General features: G+C 37.5%; 22 protein-coding genes. 2 read left to right on the top strand and 20 right to left on the bottom strand.

The genetic code is table 11. From position 1 onward, the window contains the following. Window positions 1-2 precede the first annotated feature (2 nt). The 7 genes from murD to BLP98_RS03015 all read right to left on the bottom strand — a co-directional run bounded on the left by murD (window position 3) and on the right by BLP98_RS03015 (window position 6,113). Window positions 3-1,358 (bottom strand): UDP-N-acetylmuramoyl-L-alanine--D-glutamate ligase, encoded by a 1,356-nt coding sequence (gene murD, locus BLP98_RS03045; RefSeq protein WP_074481857.1) that lies wholly within the window; start codon window positions 1,356-1,358, stop codon window positions 3-5. Window positions 1,359-1,500: 142 nt separating this feature from the next. Continuing rightward, entirely contained in the window at window positions 1,501-1,773 is a 273-nt protein-coding gene (locus BLP98_RS03040; protein WP_074481856.1) for a DUF3165 family protein, read from the bottom strand. A gap of 89 nt (window positions 1,774-1,862) precedes the next feature. Continuing rightward, window positions 1,863-3,707, bottom strand: coding sequence for a translational GTPase TypA (typA, locus tag BLP98_RS03035; RefSeq protein WP_074481855.1), 1,845 nt, complete (start codon window positions 3,705-3,707; stop codon window positions 1,863-1,865). Window positions 3,708-3,890: 183 nt separating this feature from the next. Then, on the bottom strand, window positions 3,891-4,271 hold the full coding sequence (locus BLP98_RS03030) for a rhodanese-like domain-containing protein (RefSeq protein WP_074481854.1): 381 nt from the start codon (window positions 4,269-4,271) through the stop codon (window positions 3,891-3,893). 13 nt (window positions 4,272-4,284) lie between these two features. Further along, on the bottom strand, window positions 4,285-5,253 hold the full coding sequence (locus BLP98_RS03025; protein WP_074481853.1) for an ROK family glucokinase: 969 nt from the start codon (window positions 5,251-5,253) through the stop codon (window positions 4,285-4,287). Beyond that, window positions 5,246-5,455 carry a YqgQ family protein gene (locus BLP98_RS03020; RefSeq protein WP_074482230.1) on the bottom strand — a complete coding sequence of 70 codons (210 nt, stop codon included), beginning with the start codon at window positions 5,453-5,455 and terminating at the stop codon, window positions 5,246-5,248. The genes BLP98_RS03025 and BLP98_RS03020 overlap by 8 nt, the downstream gene beginning before the upstream one ends. A gap of 133 nt (window positions 5,456-5,588) precedes the next feature. Beyond that, a complete protein-coding gene (locus tag BLP98_RS03015) occupies window positions 5,589-6,113 on the bottom strand; it encodes a Dps family protein (RefSeq protein ID WP_074481852.1) in 525 nt (174 codons plus the stop codon). A 136-nt stretch (window positions 6,114-6,249) separates the two neighbouring features. Here BLP98_RS03015 and BLP98_RS03010 point away from each other — a divergent pair, with 136 nt between their 5' ends. Beyond that, on the top strand, window positions 6,250-6,900 hold the full coding sequence (locus BLP98_RS03010; protein WP_074481851.1) for a prepilin peptidase: 651 nt from the start codon (window positions 6,250-6,252) through the stop codon (window positions 6,898-6,900). A 215-nt stretch (window positions 6,901-7,115) separates the two neighbouring features. Here BLP98_RS03010 and BLP98_RS03005 read toward each other — a convergent pair whose 3' ends face one another. Continuing rightward, on the bottom strand, window positions 7,116-7,742 hold the full coding sequence (locus BLP98_RS03005; protein WP_074481850.1) for a class I SAM-dependent methyltransferase: 627 nt from the start codon (window positions 7,740-7,742) through the stop codon (window positions 7,116-7,118). A gap of 226 nt (window positions 7,743-7,968) precedes the next feature. Here BLP98_RS03005 and BLP98_RS03000 point away from each other — a divergent pair, with 226 nt between their 5' ends. Next, window positions 7,969-9,309 carry an Nramp family divalent metal transporter gene (locus BLP98_RS03000; protein ID WP_074481849.1) on the top strand — a complete coding sequence of 447 codons (1,341 nt, stop codon included), beginning with the start codon at window positions 7,969-7,971 and terminating at the stop codon, window positions 9,307-9,309. A gap of 33 nt (window positions 9,310-9,342) precedes the next feature. Here BLP98_RS03000 and trpA read toward each other — a convergent pair whose 3' ends face one another. The 12 genes from trpA to BLP98_RS02940 all read right to left on the bottom strand — a co-directional run bounded on the left by trpA (window position 9,343) and on the right by BLP98_RS02940 (window position 20,906). Then, complete coding sequence (gene trpA, locus BLP98_RS02995; RefSeq protein ID WP_074481848.1) at window positions 9,343-10,125, bottom strand: tryptophan synthase subunit alpha; 783 nt, start codon at window positions 10,123-10,125, stop codon at window positions 9,343-9,345. A gap of 2 nt (window positions 10,126-10,127) precedes the next feature. Further along, window positions 10,128-11,330 carry a tryptophan synthase subunit beta gene (gene trpB, locus BLP98_RS02990; RefSeq protein WP_074481847.1) on the bottom strand — a complete coding sequence of 401 codons (1,203 nt, stop codon included), beginning with the start codon at window positions 11,328-11,330 and terminating at the stop codon, window positions 10,128-10,130. Continuing rightward, the gene (locus BLP98_RS02985) at window positions 11,327-11,908 is read right to left on the bottom strand and encodes a phosphoribosylanthranilate isomerase (protein ID WP_074481846.1); all 582 of its coding nucleotides are present in this window, start codon (window positions 11,906-11,908) and stop codon (window positions 11,327-11,329) included. The genes trpB and BLP98_RS02985 overlap by 4 nt, the downstream gene beginning before the upstream one ends. Beyond that, window positions 11,895-12,662 (bottom strand): indole-3-glycerol phosphate synthase TrpC, encoded by a 768-nt coding sequence (gene trpC / locus BLP98_RS02980; RefSeq protein WP_074481845.1) that lies wholly within the window; start codon window positions 12,660-12,662, stop codon window positions 11,895-11,897. The genes BLP98_RS02985 and trpC overlap by 14 nt, the downstream gene beginning before the upstream one ends. Continuing rightward, window positions 12,659-13,663: an anthranilate phosphoribosyltransferase gene (gene trpD / locus BLP98_RS02975; protein WP_074481844.1), complete on the bottom strand. Its 1,005-nt coding sequence runs from the start codon at window positions 13,661-13,663 to the stop codon at window positions 12,659-12,661. Before trpD ends, trpC begins: the two co-directional genes overlap by 4 nt. A 15-nt stretch (window positions 13,664-13,678) precedes the next feature. Next, window positions 13,679-14,248, bottom strand: a complete 570-nt coding sequence (locus BLP98_RS02970; RefSeq protein ID WP_074481843.1) for an aminodeoxychorismate/anthranilate synthase component II — start codon at window positions 14,246-14,248, stop codon at window positions 13,679-13,681. After that, complete coding sequence (gene trpE / locus BLP98_RS02965; RefSeq protein ID WP_074481842.1) at window positions 14,245-15,600, bottom strand: anthranilate synthase component I; 1,356 nt, start codon at window positions 15,598-15,600, stop codon at window positions 14,245-14,247. Before trpE ends, BLP98_RS02970 begins: the two co-directional genes overlap by 4 nt. Window positions 15,601-16,328: 728 nt before the next feature. Then, entirely contained in the window at window positions 16,329-17,486 is a 1,158-nt protein-coding gene (locus BLP98_RS02960) for a permease (RefSeq protein WP_074481841.1), read from the bottom strand. A 127-nt stretch (window positions 17,487-17,613) separates the two neighbouring features. Next, window positions 17,614-18,210, bottom strand: coding sequence for a response regulator transcription factor (locus tag BLP98_RS02955; RefSeq protein WP_074481840.1), 597 nt, complete (start codon window positions 18,208-18,210; stop codon window positions 17,614-17,616). Window position 18,211: 1 nt separating this feature from the next. Then, window positions 18,212-19,303: a sensor histidine kinase gene (locus BLP98_RS02950; RefSeq protein ID WP_180366622.1), complete on the bottom strand. Its 1,092-nt coding sequence runs from the start codon at window positions 19,301-19,303 to the stop codon at window positions 18,212-18,214. Next, window positions 19,300-20,031: an ABC transporter permease gene (locus tag BLP98_RS02945; protein ID WP_074481839.1), complete on the bottom strand. Its 732-nt coding sequence runs from the start codon at window positions 20,029-20,031 to the stop codon at window positions 19,300-19,302. The genes BLP98_RS02950 and BLP98_RS02945 overlap by 4 nt, the downstream gene beginning before the upstream one ends. Then, window positions 20,028-20,906 carry an ABC transporter ATP-binding protein gene (locus tag BLP98_RS02940; protein WP_074481838.1) on the bottom strand — a complete coding sequence of 293 codons (879 nt, stop codon included), beginning with the start codon at window positions 20,904-20,906 and terminating at the stop codon, window positions 20,028-20,030. The genes BLP98_RS02945 and BLP98_RS02940 overlap by 4 nt, the downstream gene beginning before the upstream one ends. Window positions 20,907-21,056: the final 150 nt, after the last annotated feature.

Raw genomic sequence — 21,056 nt, 5'->3', positions numbered from 1 at the left:
GCTTATTCTCCTTTAATGGCTTCAAAAGTTGCGATGAATTCATCACCACGAACTTCAAAGCTCTTGTACATATCCCAACTTGCATTAGCTGGACTTAGAAGAACGACATCACCAGCTTCAGCTTTACCATAAGCAATACGAGCTGCATCAGCAACATCTTTAGCATCGACATAAGGAACATTAGCTTTATCTGCCGCACGTTTCACGCGTGGTGCTGATTCACCAAGAATAACCATTAATTTAACACCAGTAATATCTGGAACAAGTTCATCAAATTCATTTCCGCGATCAAGACCACCAGCAATCAAAATTACTTTTGAATTATCAAAACCAGAAAGAGCTTTTTGAGTAGCTAGAATGTTAGTTGATTTAGAATCGTTGTAGAACTTAATACCATTAACTTCACCAAGTGCTTGAAGTCGGTGCTTAACACCTCCAAAGTGAGCTAATGTTTCTTTAATAGCATCATTTGCAATTCCTGATAATTTAGCTACTGCGATTGTTGCTAAAGCATTTTCAACATTGTGGCTACCAGGAACACCGATTTCTGAGGCTTTCATAATGGCTTCGCCTTTAAAGTACAAAGTATCGCCATCAAGGTATGCACCATCAACTTTTTCAGTTGTAGAAAATGGTACAACTTGCGCTGCTGTTTTTTGAGCCAATTCTTTTGCCAAATCTTGGTTAAAATTAAGCACTACAAAATCATCAGCAGTCATATTCTTTTGAATATTCCATTTTGCTGCAACGTAGTCTTCAAAAGTACCGTGATAATCAATATGAGTTGGCATAAGGTTCGTGATAACAGCGATATGTGGGTGGAAAGTATCAGTTCCCATTAATTGGAAAGAAGACAATTCCATAACCAAAGTATCTTTATCTGTCGCTGTTTGAGCCACTTCAGAAGCAGGAAAACCAATATTTCCAGAAAGAAGACCTGATTTACCGCCATTATTAAGTGTTTCAGCAATCATTGTTGTTGTCGTTGTTTTACCATTTGAACCTGTAATCCCAATAATTGGAGCATCAGAAATCATATAAGCTAATTCAACTTCTGTGTTGACCGGAATATTTTTTTCAATCGCACGAGCTACCATCGGATTGTCGTAACGAATACCTGGGTTTTTAACCATTAATTCGAAATTTTCATCCAAAAGTTCCAATGGGTGGCTACCGCAAATAACTTTAATTCCTTCTTCAAGAAGTGATTGTGCAGCTGGATTTTCATCAAATGGTTTACCGTCATTAACGGTAACAATGGCACCCAATTTTTCAAGGAGTCGCGCTGCAGCTTCTCCAGATTTTGCTAAACCAAGAACTAAGACTTTTTTATTTTCAAATGTTTCAATTTTTTTCATAATATATCCATTCTAACATTGCAAATATAATATTATTCTACCTTTATTTAAGGTGTTTTTCAATCATTCTACGGCATTTAAGACAATCTTAGTGTCGCAATGTCTGATAGAGTGTTTATGACAAAAAAAGCTGAGTAAATACTCAGCCTCTTTCGCTATATTGCTTCTTTTCATTTTTCTTAACAGGTAAGCGATAGACGTCCCTTAATGCGAAAAATCCCAAGGCAACCATAGCAAGTGCAAGAAAAATTTCTGGTGGTGATTGCATGATTCTAACAAAGCTCATTACCGCTAATACAAGTAGCATAGCTACTAAGCCAACCAAGCCAATCATTCCAAGGGTATTACGAATTGTTTTAGGAGCCATGAAAATATAATATGAAATAATTAAGATTGCAATAATTAAATAAAACATTTCATGATTCCTTCCTACAATTCAAATTTATGTGTATTGTTTTCCGAGTTTATTTTAAGTTTGGAACTAAAATAGTCTAGCAGACTATTTTACTCTTCAGCTGATTTTTTCTTTTTAGCTGCTTTAGCGCGCAAGTTTTTATCAAGAATTTGTTTACGCAAGCGGATTGATTCTGGTGTAACTTCCATGTATTCATCATCATTCAAGAATTCAAGTGATTCTTCAAGAGTCAAGATACGTGGAGTTTTGATAACAGCAGTTTGGTCTTTCGTAGCTGAACGAACGTTTGTCATTTGTTTAGCTTTAGTGATATTAACTGTCAAATCGTTTTCACGTGAGTTTTCACCGATAATCATACCTTCGTATACTTCAGTACCTGGGTTAACGAAGATTGTACCACGTTCTTCAACAGACATGATTGAGTATGTTGTTGCTTTACCTGTATCGATAGATACAAGAGCACCACGACGACGTCCACCGATTTCAGCATTGATTACTGGCATGTATTGATCGAATGTGTGGTTCATGATACCGTAACCGTGAGTCATTGAAAGGAACTCAGTTGGGTAACCGATAAGTCCACGAGCTGGTGCCAAGAAGACAAGACGTGTTTGACCATTACCAGTCGATTGCATATCAAGCATTTCACCTTTACGTTCTGACAATGATTGGATAACAGCACCTTGATATTCTTCTGGTGTATCGATTTGAACACGTTCGAATGGTTCGCATTTCACGCCATCGATTTCTTTAACGATAACTTCTGGACGTGATACTTGAAGTTCATATCCTTCACGACGCATTGTTTCGATAAGGATTGACAAGTGCAATTCACCACGACCTGAAACAGTCCATTTATCAGGTGAATCAGTTGCTTCAACACGAAGTGATACGTCAGTTTGCAATTCAGCAAGCAAACGTTCTTCAACTTTACGAGATGTAACGTATTTACCTTCACGACCAGCAAATGGTGAGTTATTTGCCAAGAATGTCATTTGAAGAGTTGGTTCATCAATGTGAAGGATTGGAAGTGGTTCAACACAATCAGTCGGAGTGATTGTTTCACCAACGAAGATATCTTCCATACCTGAGATAGCAATCAAATCACCAGCTTTAGCTTCTTGGATTTCACGACGTTCAAGTCCGAAGAAACCAAACAATTTAGTAACACGGAAGTTTTTAGTTGAGCCATCAAGTTTAGAAAGTGTAACTTGGTCACCAACTTTAACAGTACCGCGGAAGATACGTCCGATACCGATACGTCCAACGAAGTCGTTATAGTCAAGAAGTGACACTTGGAATTGAAGTGGTTCTTCTGAGTTATCAACTGGAGCTGGAATATGGTCAATGATTATATCAAAGACTGGAGCCATTGTGTGTTCTTGATCAGCTGGATCATCAGAAAGTGATGAAGTACCGTTGATAGCTGATGCGTAAACAACTGGGAATTCTAATTGATCATCATCTGCACCAAGTTCGATGAAGAGTTCAAGAACTTCGTCAACAACTTCTGCTGGACGAGCTGATGGTTTATCAATTTTGTTAACAACAACGATTGGTGTCAAGTTTTGTTCAAGAGCTTTTTTCAACACGAAACGTGTTTGAGGCATAGTACCTTCGTAAGCATCGACAACAAGAACAACACCGTCAACCATTTTCATGATACGTTCAACTTCTCCACCGAAGTCCGCGTGTCCTGGTGTGTCCATGATATTGATACGAACACCGTTGTAAGCAACTGCAGTGTTTTTAGCAAGGATTGTAATTCCGCGTTCTTTTTCAAGATCGTTTGAGTCCATTGCACGTTCTTGCAATTCTTTACGTTCGTCAAGTGTGTGTGATTGTTTCAATAATTCATCAACAAGGGTTGTTTTCCCGTGGTCAACGTGGGCGATAATCGCCACGTTACGAATATCTTCTCTTAATTTAGTCATGATTCCTCGATTTATTTTTAATTTATTCTAACTTTTGAATTATATCATATTTCGCCTGAAAAAACATCGTCAAAAGCTGTGTAAATGTTTTCAGAATTAGTTTTTACTATAAAATATTCATTAAAAGCTCATAAATGTTCCTTTTTAGACAAGAAAAAAGAAAGTCCGAAGACTTTCCTTTTATTAACCTTCTTTAATTTTACCAGTCCAGTAATCAAAGCCGTCTTTAAGGACGTAAAGATTTGTGTAACCAGCTTTTTTAAGTGTTTTTATAACACGTGGAAGAGCAGTACTTCTACTGCTGTCGTATAAAAGAACTGGTTTATCTTTACGAATAGCTGAATATGACATTTGAATTTGACTAGCTGGGAGATTACGTGCTCCCATAATATGTTTTGTTTTAAAAGCAGCTACTTCACGAACGTCAATTAATTGACTAGTGTGAATCATGCTTTCAAACTCCGCGTTATCAATGAATTTTGCTGCGCGACGTACACTAATGTATGTCCATGCGAACCACCCAACGATAACGACTAGAGCAATTAGAAAAACTATCCAGTTCATTTTTTGCCTCTTATTAATCTACGAATTGACTTGCAAGACTTGCAGCACCGATGATACCTGCATCGTTACCAAGTTCAGCGATTTTCACTTTAGTTGTTTTACGAACTTGTGGGAATGCGTAAGTAACGAAGTATTTTTCAACACGGCTACGCAAGAATTCACCTGCAGCAGATACACCACCACCGATAACAACTGAATCTGGGTTCAAGATGTTTGCGATGTTAGCAGTTGCTTGTCCAAGGTAGAAACCAACTTTTTCAACAACTGAATCTGCGAAGTGATCACCAGCTTCAGCAGCTACAAAGATATCTTTACTTGTTACAACATCACCATTGTCAATAGCTGCTTTAATTTTTGAATCACCTTCATATTCTTCAGCCAAGTGACGAGCTACACGGACAACACCTGTTGCTGAAGCAACTGTTTCAAGACAACCTTTGTTACCACATGTACATTCGAATCCGTCAACTGGTTCAACATTCATGTGACCAATTTCTCCACCAGCACCAGCAACACCGTGGATAAGGTTACCGTCAGCGATAACACCACCACCAACACCAGTTCCAAGTGTTACGAAAACAACATCAGGGTTGTTAGCACCAGCACCTGTCCAACGTTCACCAAGTGCGGCAACGTTAGCATCGTTATCGATAGCAAATGGAATACCGAGTTCACGTTCGATAACTGAACCAACTTCTTCAGTATGTGCCCAGTTCAAGTTGAAGGCACCTGTAACAGTTTTGTTTTCACGGTCAACAGCACCTGGTGAACCCATACCGATACCTACAAAATCATCTTTTGTCAAACCATAAAGGTTCAAGCGGTGTTTGATTGATTCAACAATATCAGGAACGATGTGTTTACCATCTTCAAGTGTATTTGTATCGATTGCCCATTTTTCTTGAACTTCACCTTCAAGAGTTAGGATACCGAATTTAATCGTTGTTCCACCTAGGTCAATCCCTAAAAGTTTTTTAGTCATTAGTTTCTTTCTCCATTTCTAAACGGTGCTCGCGACGCAAAATTAATTCTGCATTCAGGTAGTCAGCCTTGTCAATCAACCCATTTTCATACAATTTCTCAAGTTCAAGTTTCATGACCTCTATATCATAAAGACGTTTACCGATATAGACAAAAATGCCGAACCGTTTTAACAGTTGCTGCACGTCAAATAAAGTTTTCATACAAAGCATTTTATCAAAAATATATCTGTTTTTCAATAGGAATTGCAATCGTTTTCTTTATTTTCACGTTTTCATTTGTTTTCATGAAAAAATAGCGAGCTTATCAGCCCGCTACCTACTTTTTTTCAGAAAATTATTTGATTCCAGGAGCTTGTCCACGTTCTGCTTGCAACATCCAGATTGTTTTTTCAGCATCAGATTTTGCTGCTGTGAAAATGTCATTTGATGGAGCATCGCCTTCTTCATCAGTCACGTCTAGACCGACTTGATAAAGAGCTAAAAGATAAGTGTAAACTTCAACCAAACGAGCCAAGTTTTCGTCCATTGTCTTGTCAAATGAACCTTTAGTTTCTTCTAATTTAGAATGGTCATCAAATTCTTTAAGTGTTGAGAATGGTGCACCACCGATTGTAATTAAACGTTCGCTGATTTCATCTAAATTAGCGTTAAGGCCGTCCATCAATTCGTCCATTTTTGGATGAAGGTAGAAGAACCCAGCACCGCGCATGTACCAGTGAATTTGGTGGACAATTGATGCTGCTTTTGAAAGATCTGCTACTGCTTGATTAAGCACAGCCTTTGTTTTAGCATTTTTTGTATTTTGTGAAATATTATGTGTTACAGATGCGTAAATTGTTTCAGTCATTGTTTGAGTCATAAGCGACCTCCTCTAAAAAATAAAATCAATGGTTTTAGGAAATAGTTCCTTTTCTTTATGATTCTATTTTAGAATAATTCTAAATAAGACGCAAATAATATGCTCACGATTTTAAATTTTTTTCGAATAATAAAGTATGGACACTTTATTATTCTTTTTTCTTGGAGCATCGCTTGCTTCTTTTATCGGTTTAGTCGTGGATCGTTTTCCTGAAGAATCCATTTTATTTCCAGCTAGTCATTGTGAGACTTGTGGTAAGAAACTTGAGGTTCGTGACTTAATTCCTGTGTTTTCACAAATTATCAATCGGTCACGCTGCCATTTTTGCAAAGCAAAAATTCCTTTATGGTATGGTCTTTTTGAATTTGTCTGCGGCTTAGCTACTGCCTTTTGTTACCATGGCATTATATCTCCAGCAACTCTTTTCATTTTCTTTTTTAGTCTAACCCTTAGCTTGTATGATTTTAACCACCAATCCTTTCCACTATTAATATGGTTAATCCCTAGTTCACTTCTTCTCTTTTTTCTTCCTATTAACAAATTAACCATTATTCTTCTTTTACTTGGAATCATAGCTGAGCTTTTTGATATTAAAATGGGAAGCGGTGATTTTTTCTATCTTGCAACATTGAGCCTCTTTTTTGACTTACAAGACATTTTATGGATTATTGAATTTGGATCATTGACTGGCATTCTTTTTTGTCTTTTACACAAAAATAAACGAATCCCTTTTGTGCCTTTTCTCTTTTTCGGATACCTTCTTGTGTCGTTTTTTAAGTGCACTTAATTTTTGGTAGATATAATAAAAATACTTTACTTTTAAAAGTCATCTGTATCAAATCTTTGATAATATTTTCTTTGATTATTCACTACCAAAACATTCCAATAAACGGAATCCCTTAATTCATGATATGTTCTTATAGTTAGTACATTCTCAAAATACACAGTATCCATCTAAATACTCTTCTATTCACATTGTCCTCACAAAATCTAATTGTGCACCTAGTTCTGCTCTTTTATAATTGTGAGTATTCCAGAACAATATGATTTAGGTTCAAATGTTGCTTGCGGAAAGAAATCTCTGATTTCATCAAATACAAAATAGATTTCATCCTCATCCCAATTATCACCTGATTCTGCCTTGCACTTTTCGAGTTCCAATCTGGTATTGAAAGCAACATCTCCAATAAGCAACTTTCCTCCATCGTTTAACTGATTCAATAGCTCATTGAAAAATAGTACTTTTCTCTCATCAGTAAGATGATGCAAAGAGTAAGTACCAACAATATAATCGAACTTGCAATCTTTTAATTCTGGCACTAATCCTTTTGAAAAATCACCTTGTAAGAGAGTTGCGTTATTCATCTTCTCTTTAGCTAATTCAATCATTCGCGCCGAAAAGTCTTGCCCATATACTTTGCAACCATTCTCATAAAGTTGTGTTGTAAGTGTACCTGTGCCAAATCCAATATCTAAAACAGCAGCATTTTTCTTTGACAAAACTTCTTCAAATATTCCACCCAATACTTTTTTATATCCAGCAAACGGATAGGTGTCACTTTCATCTGATAGTCCAACAGCAACATCATATCCATCCGCCCATAAATCAAATCCCTTATTGTCTAACATTTCTAGTACCCCCTATATCCATATACTATACACTAATTCTCAGTTCTAAAAAACTTTTAGCATAGATAAAGTGCACAAAAGACTCTATTTTTAGAGCATATCTAAGCCTTTATATAATTTTAAGCACACTTAATTTTTTTATTAAATATAGTTAAAATTACTTTATTTTTAAAATTCTTCTGCTATAATAGGCCTTGAATAAGAGTTTTAGAAAAGAGGGCTGCCTTTGGAAACTATTGTCAATTCTCAAAAGTCACTCAGTGAGGTCAATCAAAGTATTGCTGTTCCAAAAAATGCCTCATTTTGGCGTACACTTCGAGCCTTTGCCGGTCCAGGAGCCTTAGTGGCTGTTGGTTACATGGATCCTGGTAACTGGATTACTAGTGTTGTCGGCGGAGCTACCTATAAATATTTACTTTTATCAGTTGTATTGATCTCATCTTTGATTGCTATGCAGCTGCAGCAGATGGCAGGAAAATTGGGTATTGTGACTCAGAAAGATTTAGCACAAGCAACTGCTGCTCATTTGCCAAAAAAGCTACGTTATCTTTTATTTGTCATCATTGAACTAGCCTTGATGGCGACTGATTTAGCAGAAGTTATCGGATCTGGGATTGCGCTCCACTTATTATTTGGATGGCCGTTACTGTTTTCCATTTTGATAACTATTTTAGATGTTTTTATTCTCTTATCCCTGATGAAGCTTGGTTTTCGTAAAATTGAAGCCTTGGTTTCAACCTTGATTGCAACGATTTTGGTTATTTTCTTATATTTAGTCCTGTTATCAAAGCCAAGTTTTTCAGGTATTTTACATGGCTTCATCCCACATCCATCTATTATGGATTTACACCAAAGTGCTGTTAATAGTAAATTAACACTCGCTCTAGGGATTATTGGTGCAACTGTAATGCCACATAATCTCTATCTTCACTCAGCTATTTCCCAAACACGTAAAGTTGATTATTCCAGTCAATCTTCTATTAAACAAGCGGTTCGTTTTATGACTTGGGATTCCAATATTCAATTAACGATTGCTTTTGTGGTCAACTCACTTCTTCTTATCTTGGGAGCATCGCTCTTTTATGGACATGCTAATGACATTAACGCTTTTTCACAAATGTATGATGCCCTTCAAGATTCGAATATTGCAGGAGCTATTGCCAGCGCCGCTTTATCAACTCTCTTTGCTATTGCACTTTTAGCTAGCGGACAAAACTCTACCATCACAGGTACACTAACTGGACAAATTGTCATGGAAGGTTTCTTAAAACTACGATTACCTCAATGGTTAATCCGACTAGTCACGCGCTTAGTTGCCTTAGCTCCGGTCTTGATTATCGCACTTCTTTACGGTAGTCAAGAAAGTGTCCTTGATCAATTAATTGTTTACTCGCAAGTCTTCCTATCACTTGCGCTTCCTTTCTCTATTTTTCCTTTGGTGTATTTCACATCAAATCGTAAGATTATGGGAGACTTCGTCAATAGTAAATGGAATTCCATTTTAGGCTATCTGGTAGCAATCATTTTAACTGTCTTAAACTTAAAATTAATTATTGATTTGTTTTAAACCCAAAAAAACCACTCATTGAGTGGTTTTCTTTTATTTTTGATAAGATGAACCGTATTTAACAAATTCTGCAACGTCTGCAGTCTTTCCTTCGTGTAAGTCTCTAACAATTTTTGTTCCGACAATAACACCGTCAGATACTTTGTTGAAGCGCTCAATATCAGCTTTTGTTGACACTCCAAATCCTGTTAATACTGGGATATCAGCTACTGCTTCTAGATTCGTCAAATGTTTATCCAAATCATCTCGGTAATTACCTGTTTTACCAGTGACACCGTTAATGGCTACTGCATAAATAAAGCCTTCTGCCCCTTGGCACAATGTTTTTTGACGTTCAATACCAGTTGTCAAACTAACAAGTGGAACAAGCGCAATATCTGTATTGTCAAGATATGGTTTAATCATATCTTCATGTTCATGTGGCAAATCAGGAATAATCAAGCCTTTAACAGACGTATTTTTTAAATCATGGATAAATTTTTCGATGCCATATTGATAAACAGGATTGATATATGTCATGATTACTAAAGGTACATCGACAGTTTGTTCTTGCAATTTTTCAACAATCGCAGTCAAATTAACGCCTTTAGCAAGACTTCGTTGACCAGCTAATTCAATAACTGGGCCATCAGCGACGGGGTCAGACCATGGAATCCCTACTTCAATGGCAGAAGCTCCACTATTTTCCAATAAATCAATCGTCTCAAATAAGCCATCAAGACCTTTATCATGGTCACCTGCCATGATATAAGGAACAAAAATTCCTTTGCCGCTGGCTTTAATCTCATTTAGATGTTTTGTAAGTGTCTTTGTCATAATTATTTCCCTTCTGCTTCCAAACGTTCTTTAACTTGAACAACATCCTTGTCCCCGCGTCCTGATAGGCAAACGATAATTGACTTGTCTGGTCCAAGTTCTTTAGCTACTTTTTGGGTAAGAGCGACGGCGTGACTTGACTCAAGGGCTGGAATAATTCCTTCCAAGCGTGAAAGGAGCATAAATGCTTCAAGCGCTTCTTCATCCGTAATAGAATCGTATGTTGCACGACCAATATCTTTAAAGTGACAATGTTCTGGCCCAACACCTGGATAATCAAGCCCAGCTGAAATTGAGAAAGCTTCCATGATTTGTCCGTGACGGTCTTGGAGAACATTCATCAAAGCTCCATGCAAAATGCCTGGACGACCTTTGGCAAAAGTTGCTGCGTGCTCTTCAGTATCAAGACCATGTCCTGCAGCTTCAGCACCATAAAGGGCAACAGATTCATCTTCAACAAATGGATAGAAAAGTCCGATTGCATTTGAGCCACCACCGATACAAGCTAGAACAGCATCTGGTAGTTTACCACCTGAGATTTCTGCGTATTGTTTTTTAGCTTCTTTACCAATAACTGATTGGAAGTCACGTACGATTTCAGGAAATGGTGCAGGTCCAAGTGCTGACCCCATAATATAGTGAGTATCTTCGATATTTGCTACCCACGCGCGAAGAGCTGCATTAACAGCGTCTTTCAAAACACGTGAACCATCTGTGACAGCGTGTACTTTAGCACCGAGCAGCTCCATACGAAAAACATTGAGGGCTTGACGTTTGACATCTTCTTCACCCATGTAAATAGTACATTCCATGTCAAAAAGTGCAGCTGCTGTAGCTGTTGCCACACCGTGTTGACCAGCTCCAGTTTCGGCAATGATTTTCTTTTTACCCATGCGTTTTGCAAGGAGAACTTGACCAAGGGCGTTGTTGATTTTGTGAGCACCAGTGTGGTTAAGGTCTTCACGTTTAAGGTAAATCTTAGCACCACCGATATGCTTAGTTAAGCGCTCTGCGTAATAAAGCGGTGTTTCACGTCCAACATAGTTTTTAAGTAGTTCATCAAGTTCTGCTTGAAAACTTGGGTCAGCTTTTGCTTCGCGGTAAGCTTTATCAAGTTCAATAACGGCTGTCATCAGCGTTTCAGGGACAAACTGTCCACCGAATTTTCCATAAAATCCATTAATATCTGGTTGGTTATAGCTCATTTTTTCACACTTTCTATAAATCTCATAATCTTCAATAAATCTTTTTTACCATCCGTCTCAACACCAGAAGAAACATCAACAGCGTAGGGTCGAAAGAAAGTTATAGCTTGTCCGACATTATCGACACTCAATCCACCTGCTAAAAAATATGGCTTCGCTATTTTTTTATCCTTTAGCAGCTCCCAATCAAATGTCTTTCCGGAACCAGCTAGGGGGGCGTCAAATAATAGAAAATCCGCTTTAGTATGAATTTCTCCCAGTGTTTTTTGGACAGGAATGGCACGAATACTTGGAACTCCAATTTTTTCAAAGTCCTCATCAGCAAACTCACCATGAATTTGCACAAGATCAAGAGGCACTTTAGTTATGGCTTCTTGAAGCTCCAAGAGGGTCGGACTTACAAAAACACCCACTTTTTGGACAGTTTTTGGAATCAACTGAGCTAAATGGCTAGCTTGTTTTATGCCGACTTGACGTTTACTTTTGGCAAAGACGAAACCAATATAATCAGCTCCGCTTTTAACCGCTTGTTCAACAGCTTCTTTGGTTGAAAGTCCGCAAATTTTAACCTTTGTCAATTTGCAACTCCTTCACTTTCTCGGCTACATTTTCAGCGGTCATTAAAGCCGTACCAACTAAAATACCATTGAAAAATGGAGCAACGAGCTCAGCATCTTCTTTAGTAAAAATAGCTGACTCTGAAATATAAACTGGACCTTCTTTAAAATATGTTGATAGCTCCAAGCTTGTATTGATATCCGTTTCAAAGGTCACCAAGTTACGATTGTTAACTCCGATAATCTTAGCACCAATGCGATGAGCCACTTCCAACTCTGCTAAGTTATGCGTTTCAAGCAGAACTTCTAGTCCTAATCCTGTTGCAAAGTCATAAAGTTCTTTCAAACGCGTCTCAGAAAGAGCTGCCACAATCAGTAAAATAACAGTTGCTCCTGCATTTCGACTACGAATAATCTGTTTTTCATCGATGATAAAATCTTTTGCCAAGGTTGGAATTTTTACTTGATTTGAAATCTGACGAAGATAATCAATGTCCCCCTTGAAAAAGAAAGGGTCTGTCAAAACAGAAATCATCACAGCACCGCTATCTTGGTAAATTTTGGCTTGCTTAACAATATCAACTTCGAGATTAATGTCACCAAGACTGGGACTGGCTTTTTTTACCTCAGCGATAATTTGCAGCTTATTCGCATTATTTTTAAGGTAATCGTAGAGCTTATAAGTCTCACGAAGAGGTTGCAGTGGCTCAAGTTCTAGAGAGTCAACTTCTTTTTCTTTTTGCTTTAAAATGGTTGGTAAAAATTCTTTACTCATACTTGTACCTCTTGCAATTGGTGAAGTTTAGCAAGAGCAGAACCATCCGCAATTAATTGACGAGCAAGGTCAATCCCTTCTGCTAGACTATCAACTTTACCGTTAGCATAAAAGCCAAGACCAGCATTTAGCACGGTTGTTTCAAGATATGGGCTAGCCTGATTTTCAAGAACGCTGACTAAAATATCTGCATTTTGCTTAGCATCTCCGCCAACAATATCATCTAACTCAACTCTTGGCATGCCAAGGTCTTTGTAAGTAAAGCTGTGTTGAGTGATTTGACCGTCTTCTAACAATGTATAAGTATTTTTGCCGTAAAGAGCTGCTTCATCCATGTTATTTGGCCCTGTGACAATAATGGCACGTTTGCGTCCGAGTTTTTGCATGACTTGTGCTGCTGTTTCTTGGAGGTCTGCCCGATACAAGCCCATCAACTGCGTTTCAAGGTCAAGCGGATTTGCCAAAGGACCAACGATATTCATAATAGTTGGAATCCCAAGTGTTTTACGTGCGGGACCGATAAAGCGCATAGCTGGGTGCATGGTTTGAGCAAAGATAAAGGCGAGTCCAACTTCATCAAGAGCTTTTGATAATGTTGCTGGTGAAGCAGCAATATTAATGCCCAAAGCTTCAAGAACATCAGCAGAACCTGATTTTGATGACACCGAACGATTACCACCTTTGGCAATACGAATACCACCTGCTGCTAAAATAAAGCAAGCTGTTGTTGAAATATTAAAACTGTAAGATTGGTCACCACCTGTACCACAATTACACATAGCATCTGTAAAATCTTCTGGTAAATCAACGGCATGACTTTTCAGAGCACGGACAATACCAGTAATTTCAGAAGGTGTTTCACCTTTAACCTTAAGTCCCATTAGAAAAGCGGCAATTTCACTTTCTGAAATAGTATTATTTAGAATGCTATCAAATAATGCTTCGACTTGTTCTTCTGATAAATCTTCTCTGTTAGCAATTTGATTAAAGAGTTCTTTCATTATCTTTCCCTCACTTTACTTTTCAACAACTAATCGTACAAAGTTTTCAATCATCTTAAGACCATCTGGTGACCCAATACTTTCTGGGTGAAATTGAAGGCCGTAAATTGGTAACTGTTTATGCTGGATAGCCATGATTTCTTGGTCATCAGTCGTTTTTGCAGTAACTTCAAAATCTTCTGGCATATCTGTCACTACGATTGAATGGTAACGCATGATGGGCATTTTCTTAGCTAAGCTTGCAAAAACTGGTGTTTGTGTCAGTACTTCAATCTCACTTTGTTTACCATGCATAACATTTTTAGCTAAACCAAGTTTGCCACCAAAGCTCTCTGCAATAGCTTGATGCCCAAGACAAATGCCTAACATTGGCTTTTGACCCGCAAAAGCTTGAATCATATCTTCCATCTTTCCAGCATCTGCAGGCCAACCTGGACCTGGTGATAGAACAATGGCATCTGCTTCTTGAGCAGTTTTTTCAAGTGTGTCATCATCATTTCGTAGAACTTTTACCTCTGCAAATGTCCCAAGGTACTGTGCTAGGTTATAGGTAAAAGAATCGTAATTATCAATTAATAAAATCATTTGCTATCCCCTATTCGTGTCATGGCTTTGGCTTTATTGATGGTCTCGTAAAATTCATTTTCTGGAACGCTGTCATAAACAATTCCTGCGCCTGCTTGAACATATGCTTTTTGATTTTTAAGAATCATTGTTCGAATAGCAATGGCAAAATCCATATCACCAGTTGCTGAAAGGTAACCAATCGCTCCCGCATATACGCCACGCTTTTCTTCTTCCAATTCATAGATGCGTTTCATGGCACGAATTTTCGGTGCCCCTGATACAGTACCAGCTGGCAATGTTGTTTTTAAGGCATCAATACTTTGAACACCAGGTAACAGTTGCCCTTTAACCACACTGGTTAAGTGCATGACATAGCGGAAATACTCCACTTCCATATATTTGGTTACTTTGACCGTACCATTTTGAGAAATTCTTCCAATATCATTTCGTCCTAAATCAACTAACATGCGATGTTCAGCTGTTTCTTTGATATCAGATTGCAAGTCTTTAGCTAGCGCAGCATCTTCAGCATCATCAGCACCTCTTGGACGAGTTCCTGCAATTGGATTCGTTGTTACTTCACCATTTTTCACAGAAACCAAACTTTCAGGACTTGCTCCGATAATTTGATAATCCCCAAAGTCATAGAAATAAAGATAATTTGACGGATTAGTCACGCGCAAATTACGGTAATAATCAAGCGGGTCACCCTCAAACGGACTTGAGAAACGTTGACTCAATACACATTGAAACATATCCCCTTGGCGAATCAATTGCTTGGCCGTGTCAACCATCTGTTCAAATTTTTCTTTTTCAATGTGGTGTTTAAACTCAAGAGAATGTAATTCCTGTGGTGAAAATTCGTTTGGTGCTTGCGTCTGCAAATCTTTCACTACCTTACCAAGTGCTTGACGTGTCGCATCGTTGTCACGATGGCTGTAGATGTTATCTTCAACCACGTAAACTTTTTCAGTTTTATGGTCAAAAATCAAATAAGATTCATAAACAAAGAAATGCATATCTGGCGTTCCAATTGTATCTTCTGGAATCTCTCCGATATTTTCATAAAGGCTAATCATGTCATAACCGACAAAGCCAATCGCACCGCCACCAAAAGGCAAATCAGTAGCTTCTCCTTTGACCGTTACGTGATTAAGATAATCCAGTGGGTCACCAGTAATGACTTGACCATTTTCGGTTAACTCGCCATTTTCATATTTGATTTCAAAGACTGGGTTATATGCCACGATTGAAAAACGTGCATTTTCTTTTTCTCGTGGAATTGATTCAAGAATAACCTTATGCTCACCTTGAACTCGCATATAAGCAAGAATAGGTGTTAAAGTATCAGCAGTTAGAATTTTTCGCATGTCATGTCCTCTCTACATGAATTTTTAATAGTGATTAATTTTTTTAATTCTAGCAGCTACTTCGCCAGCCTTTATCTCTTCTTCTCATGATTTCCTCCCAATTAAACAAAAAACCCCACACAGAAAAAACTTCTGTGTGAGGGCGTCTAATGTATAGCGCGGTGCCACCTCAATTAACGAAAAATATTTCGTCATCTCTATCTCCTCTAACAAGGAGCTGCACGATAAGGAGTGCCTACCTGAGACTTACCATCACTCACGATGTTTATCTCACTTGTATCTTGAAATCTTCTTCAGTATTATATCAATCACCGAATCTAAACAAAAAACCTCACACAGAAAAAACTTCTGTGTGAGGACGTCTAATGTATAGCGCGGTGCCACCTCAGTTTAACGGAAAACTCATACTCCGTCATCTCTATCTCCTCTAACAAGGAGTTGCACGATAAGGGGTGCCTACCTGAAAAATATTTCTTATCTTCAACAATATACCATCAGCCCAATTTCACAACCACCTGCTACTCGTTCACAGTAACCACGAGCTCCCTGTAAGCAAATCCTTGCTACTTTCTGATTGGTTATCATTATAAACACCTGATTTTGACTTGTCAAGTGTTTTTTATGAATTTTCTAAAAATTCAACATTTTTCATTGTTTTGTTGATTTAATTAAAAAATCTCTAAGTTTTTCCTAGCAAGAACGCTAAGTCAAACTCAGAGATTTAGAATTTATTCAAGGGTTAAAGTAATTTCTTTTGTTTCAGGGGATAAGAGTCCTTCTAAATGGGTGATTAATCGAATCAACCAAGCAAAAGCAAGTAAGAAGGCACTCAATTCAAAAGCTGTTAAAGATAAGTAATGAATACCCTGAAAGGCGATTTCTAATCCAACCAACATGCCACCAATAGCATAAGACATAATCAAGAAATCTCGCGTTACTTCTGGCAAAAGCCATTTAACACTGATAATTAAGGCAATGATAATCAAAACCAGATACCCTGCTACTCTGGTATGCAAGAGATGTGAGCTAGCGTCATTCGGGAAAAAGCCAACTGCTCCCAAATCAATCCCTAAGATGGTCAACATGATACGTATAGCTCTTAATTTCCAGTTTTTACCATATTTTTCACCTAAAGCGACAAACAAGTAATCCACCAAAGCAACCAAAACTAAGGCTGACAAAATCAAAGTCAGATTAAATTGCCAACTTTCCTTAGCAGCTTGTGTTCCCAAAAAGCTTAAGTTGAAATGCCACCACTGCAAAGATCGATTCGTCGCCATTGCGACAAAGACACCACTGACCATAATCACTGTAAAAACGGTTGTCAACCAAGTCGCCCTAATCATCTCTGCTATTTGCCCCCAAAAAAGACTGACCGCATAGATTGATGCACCTAAAATCAAACTCGAAGTTAACTTGTCAAAAGAAGCACCCGTGAAAATCTGCTCCAGCAGCCAACCAAATCCGAGAAGAGCTAACAGTAAAATCACTGCAAACGAGGCAACAATAACAGGAAGCATGCGCCAAAAAACTCGCGCTTTGATGCCACCAAGAAAGACTGTCCGGTTGCGAATGAGCGTTGTTGTAAAAATGGTCATTCCAAGTATCCCACCAAAACCAATCAAGAAGGTAATAATAGAATAATCCCCAACCAACAAAATCTGATCCATCTTCTCAATAGAACTCACTGCATAAAATAAGACACATAAAATGACAGTTGATAAAATTAAAACCCAGCTTGATAAACGTCCTTGTTTTGGTTTTCCCTCTTTTTGAAGAACCAATTTATCATTGTATAATTCAGCTTTTAATTGCTGCCCTTTACTCAGATTTAACTGATCGACAACTGCCTGATCTAGCACAATACTTAATTTTTTATTTTCCATACCTTCATTATATTATGCTAATGAAATCTTGTAAAACAGGAACTGTAAACAAAATGTCAAAAATCAGAAATCGTTTTTTAATTGAGGAAAATAAAAAAGAACCCATTTGACCGAGTTCTAATTTACTTTATAACCACCCTTTGTCTTTAGCAATTCTAGCCGCCTCAACACGATTATTGGCTGATAATTTATTAAAAATTGATGATGTGTAATTTCTCACCGTTCCATTTGAAAGATAAAGAGTATCAGCAATATCTTGATTCGATTTTCCAAGTGAAATCAATTGTAAAATACGCTTTTCTTGAGGACTCAACGGATTATCCTGGCTTATCATAGATTCCATCAATTCCGGTGAATACTCTTTTTTGCCTGCAAGCACTGTGTGGATTGTTGACATCAACTCAGAAGTTGAACGGTCTTTCAACACATAAGCATCAACACCTGCCTTTACTGCACGTTCAAAGTAACCAACTCGTTTAAAGGTTGTCACAATAATCACTTTCAAATCCTTATGCTCTCGAATCCATTCTAAAACATCAAGTCCTGATTTTTTAGGCATTTCAACATCAAGAATCGCTACATCTATTGAGTTAGTTTTGACTAGTTCAATAGCCTCTTCACCATCCCCAGCCTGCAAAACGTCGTCAACATCATCTTCCATGAGCAACAATTGGCACAAAGCATCTCGCAGCATGGATTGATCTTCAGCAACTAATAATTTCATCCTATTTCTCCTTTAATCCCAATTCAACTTGGATAAGTGTCGGTTGAGCTTGTGACAGAATCTGAATATTCCCCTCAACTAGAAGAAGCCTACCACGAATAGATTGAAGTTCATCTCCAGTTATTTTTCCAAAACCAACACCATTATCTTCTACTCTGACAAATACCTTATCTTCTTTTTCAAATAAATGAAAACGACATTGATTAGCTTGACTATGCTTAATGACGTTATTGCTTAGTTCTCGCAAAATCATGCACAAAGTTGATTGCAAAACCGGTGCCATCGCTTCTAAATTCAAATCATTTTTCAACTGATAATCAATCTCCGTCATAGCAAAGAAATGCTCCAACTGCTCAATCTCTTCTTCCAGTGTTCTAAATTTGAGGTTATTGATAATATTTCTAACATCATGCATCGAAGAGCGGCTAGCTTGGTTTAATTCTTCTAATTGCTTTTTGACAAGGTCGTATTTTCCCTTCTCCAATTGCTTAAGTGCTAACTCTGTTTTTAAGGTCATGGCAGCAAAGACATGGCCCAAGGTATCATGCAAATCACGTCCAATACGGTTTCGCTCATTTTCAGCTAGTAACAAATTAATGGTACGATTCTTTTCCATGATAGCTTTTTCTTGTGCTTCATTTTTTCGAGCATTCATCCAGTGAAATAAAATGGCATAATTCACAACAGGAACAAGAAGAATCATCACACGTGTCGTTATGTCCTCTGCCAAAGTCATTCCTACAAACATCATCAAAAGCATGGCTAAATCATAGGAAATAAAACGAAATGAGCGATAATCATCTTGAAATTGAAAAACAAGCAAACTATTAAAATAAAAAGTAAACCACATCATGCCACCATCAACACAAAGTGTCATGTAGATAATATAAGATAGCATGAGTAACCAGCAAGAATTGGTTAAGGGATTTTCTTCAAAATTGACAAGAAAAAGGTAGCCAAGCAAAAAAGCCGCTGTTATCCCCAGAGTCCAAACTGGATAGCCTAAAAAGAAAACACCCAAAACAGGAAAAGCTAAGAAAGCTAAGGGCATATAAAATAAGGGATGAACATTCCTAATCCTTTTCAACATCATTTAACCTCAGTTTTATTCTTAATCATAAGCGCTAACGCTGCTATTATTATGGCATAGCCAAGCACGATAATCAAGGACTGCCAATTTAATTGAGCATTTTTAGCAAAGTCCGTCACCAAGATATTCACATGATAAATCGGTGTTACTTTGGCTAGCTTTTGCATCCACTCTGGAAAGGTCTCGATTGGCATCCAAGAACCACCGATAATAGCCAATCCAAGAAAGGCAATATCACCGACAATTGTCATTAACTGTTGTGATTTCATTTGCGAAATCAACAAACCAAAAGCTAGAAATAGTAAACTTGACAATAACAATAAGGCTGCTGAACCCAACCAGCGGCTAAGCGACATTGTCACCCCACGAAAAATCGCACCAAATAAAAACGTTGCTAAAATAGACAATAAAAAGCAAACCAAAACTCGAATCACTTTTGATAGATAATACTGCCAAATTGAAACCGAAGAATGTTCAATATAAGTCAACCAATAGCTAGTCTTATCTTCCACAAGCATAGCCGGAAATGAGAAGAAGCCAAAGCTTGACATTGAAAATGCTGTCATGGTTAACATATAACTCATCACCAACATCTTCTGCTCTTTTAAATCTGGGGAGAGTTCCATCCCAGAAAAGAACAAGAAAAAGAAAACCGGCATTCCAATAGATAATACAAAGGTTATCCAAGTACGTTTCGTTTTAATCCATTCAACTTTTAATAAAGCAATCATTTTTCATTCTCCTGTGTTTGGTCAAATAATGTATTTAATAAGGTTTTATTTTGAATTTCAATATCAGAAATCTGGCAACCTTGTTTCTGTAATTTCTGCCAGACACTATCAATCTCTTTTGTCATAAAAGTAACTGAGTCATTCTTTACTTTAATGCGATAACCATTTGCTAGACCGTTAACAAATGGTAAAAATGTTTTTGGCAAGGTAACTTGTTTTTCATGTTCAGCTTCTCTCATAGCAAATGGAGTCGTATCACGTAGCAACTTTCCATGATGTAAAACTAAAATGCGCTCAGCCGTGTGTTCGACTTCTTCGATATAATGACTTGAGTAGATAATGGTCACGCCTTTTCCCTTTAACGATTGGATAATTTGCCAAAAATGTTGTCTCGTTGAAGTATCCATTGCTGCTGTTGGTTCGTCTAAGAAAAGAATTTTGGGTTGGCTAATAAGGCACAAAGTAAAAGCCAACAAGCGCTTTTGACCACCCGATAATTTCTCAGTTAGCTGATTTTTTTGTTCCTTGCTAAATTGCAAAATGTAATCAATCTCTTTATCAGTTAAAGGGGTCTTGCTAATCGCTTTAAAAAATGCAATTAATTCACATACTCTCAATTTTTCTGGCAAGCGATTTTCTTGTGGTAAAACAGCTACTGAATCTTTTAATCGCTGACTATTTGGGGCTAAACCATTGATGACAATCTTTCCTTTACTAATTTTCAAATCTCCTAACAAGCATGACATCAAAGTGGTTTTCCCGGCACCATTTGGACCAATCAGAGCCACACAATCTCCGTCAGCCACTTCAAACGAGATGTTCTGTAAAATAGTTTTTCCTTTAATGGTCTTTGAGATATTTTCAACCGTAATCATTTCATAAGCTCCATTTTTCTCTTTATTTGATGATTTTATTTTAGAAAAAAATAGCTGAGCTTTTTAGCTTATAATGTCATGACATCACATGACTTTTGTCATGTTTATGGCAACAAAAAACCAATCTGCTCTTTAGCAAATTGGTTATCA

Source organism: Streptococcus equinus, assembly GCF_900104225.1.
GTDB classification, from domain to species: Bacteria; Bacillota; Bacilli; order Lactobacillales; family Streptococcaceae; genus Streptococcus; species Streptococcus equinus_D.
The sequence above is the reverse complement of the archived record's forward strand: the minus strand, read 5'-3'. Positions and strand labels throughout refer to the sequence as shown.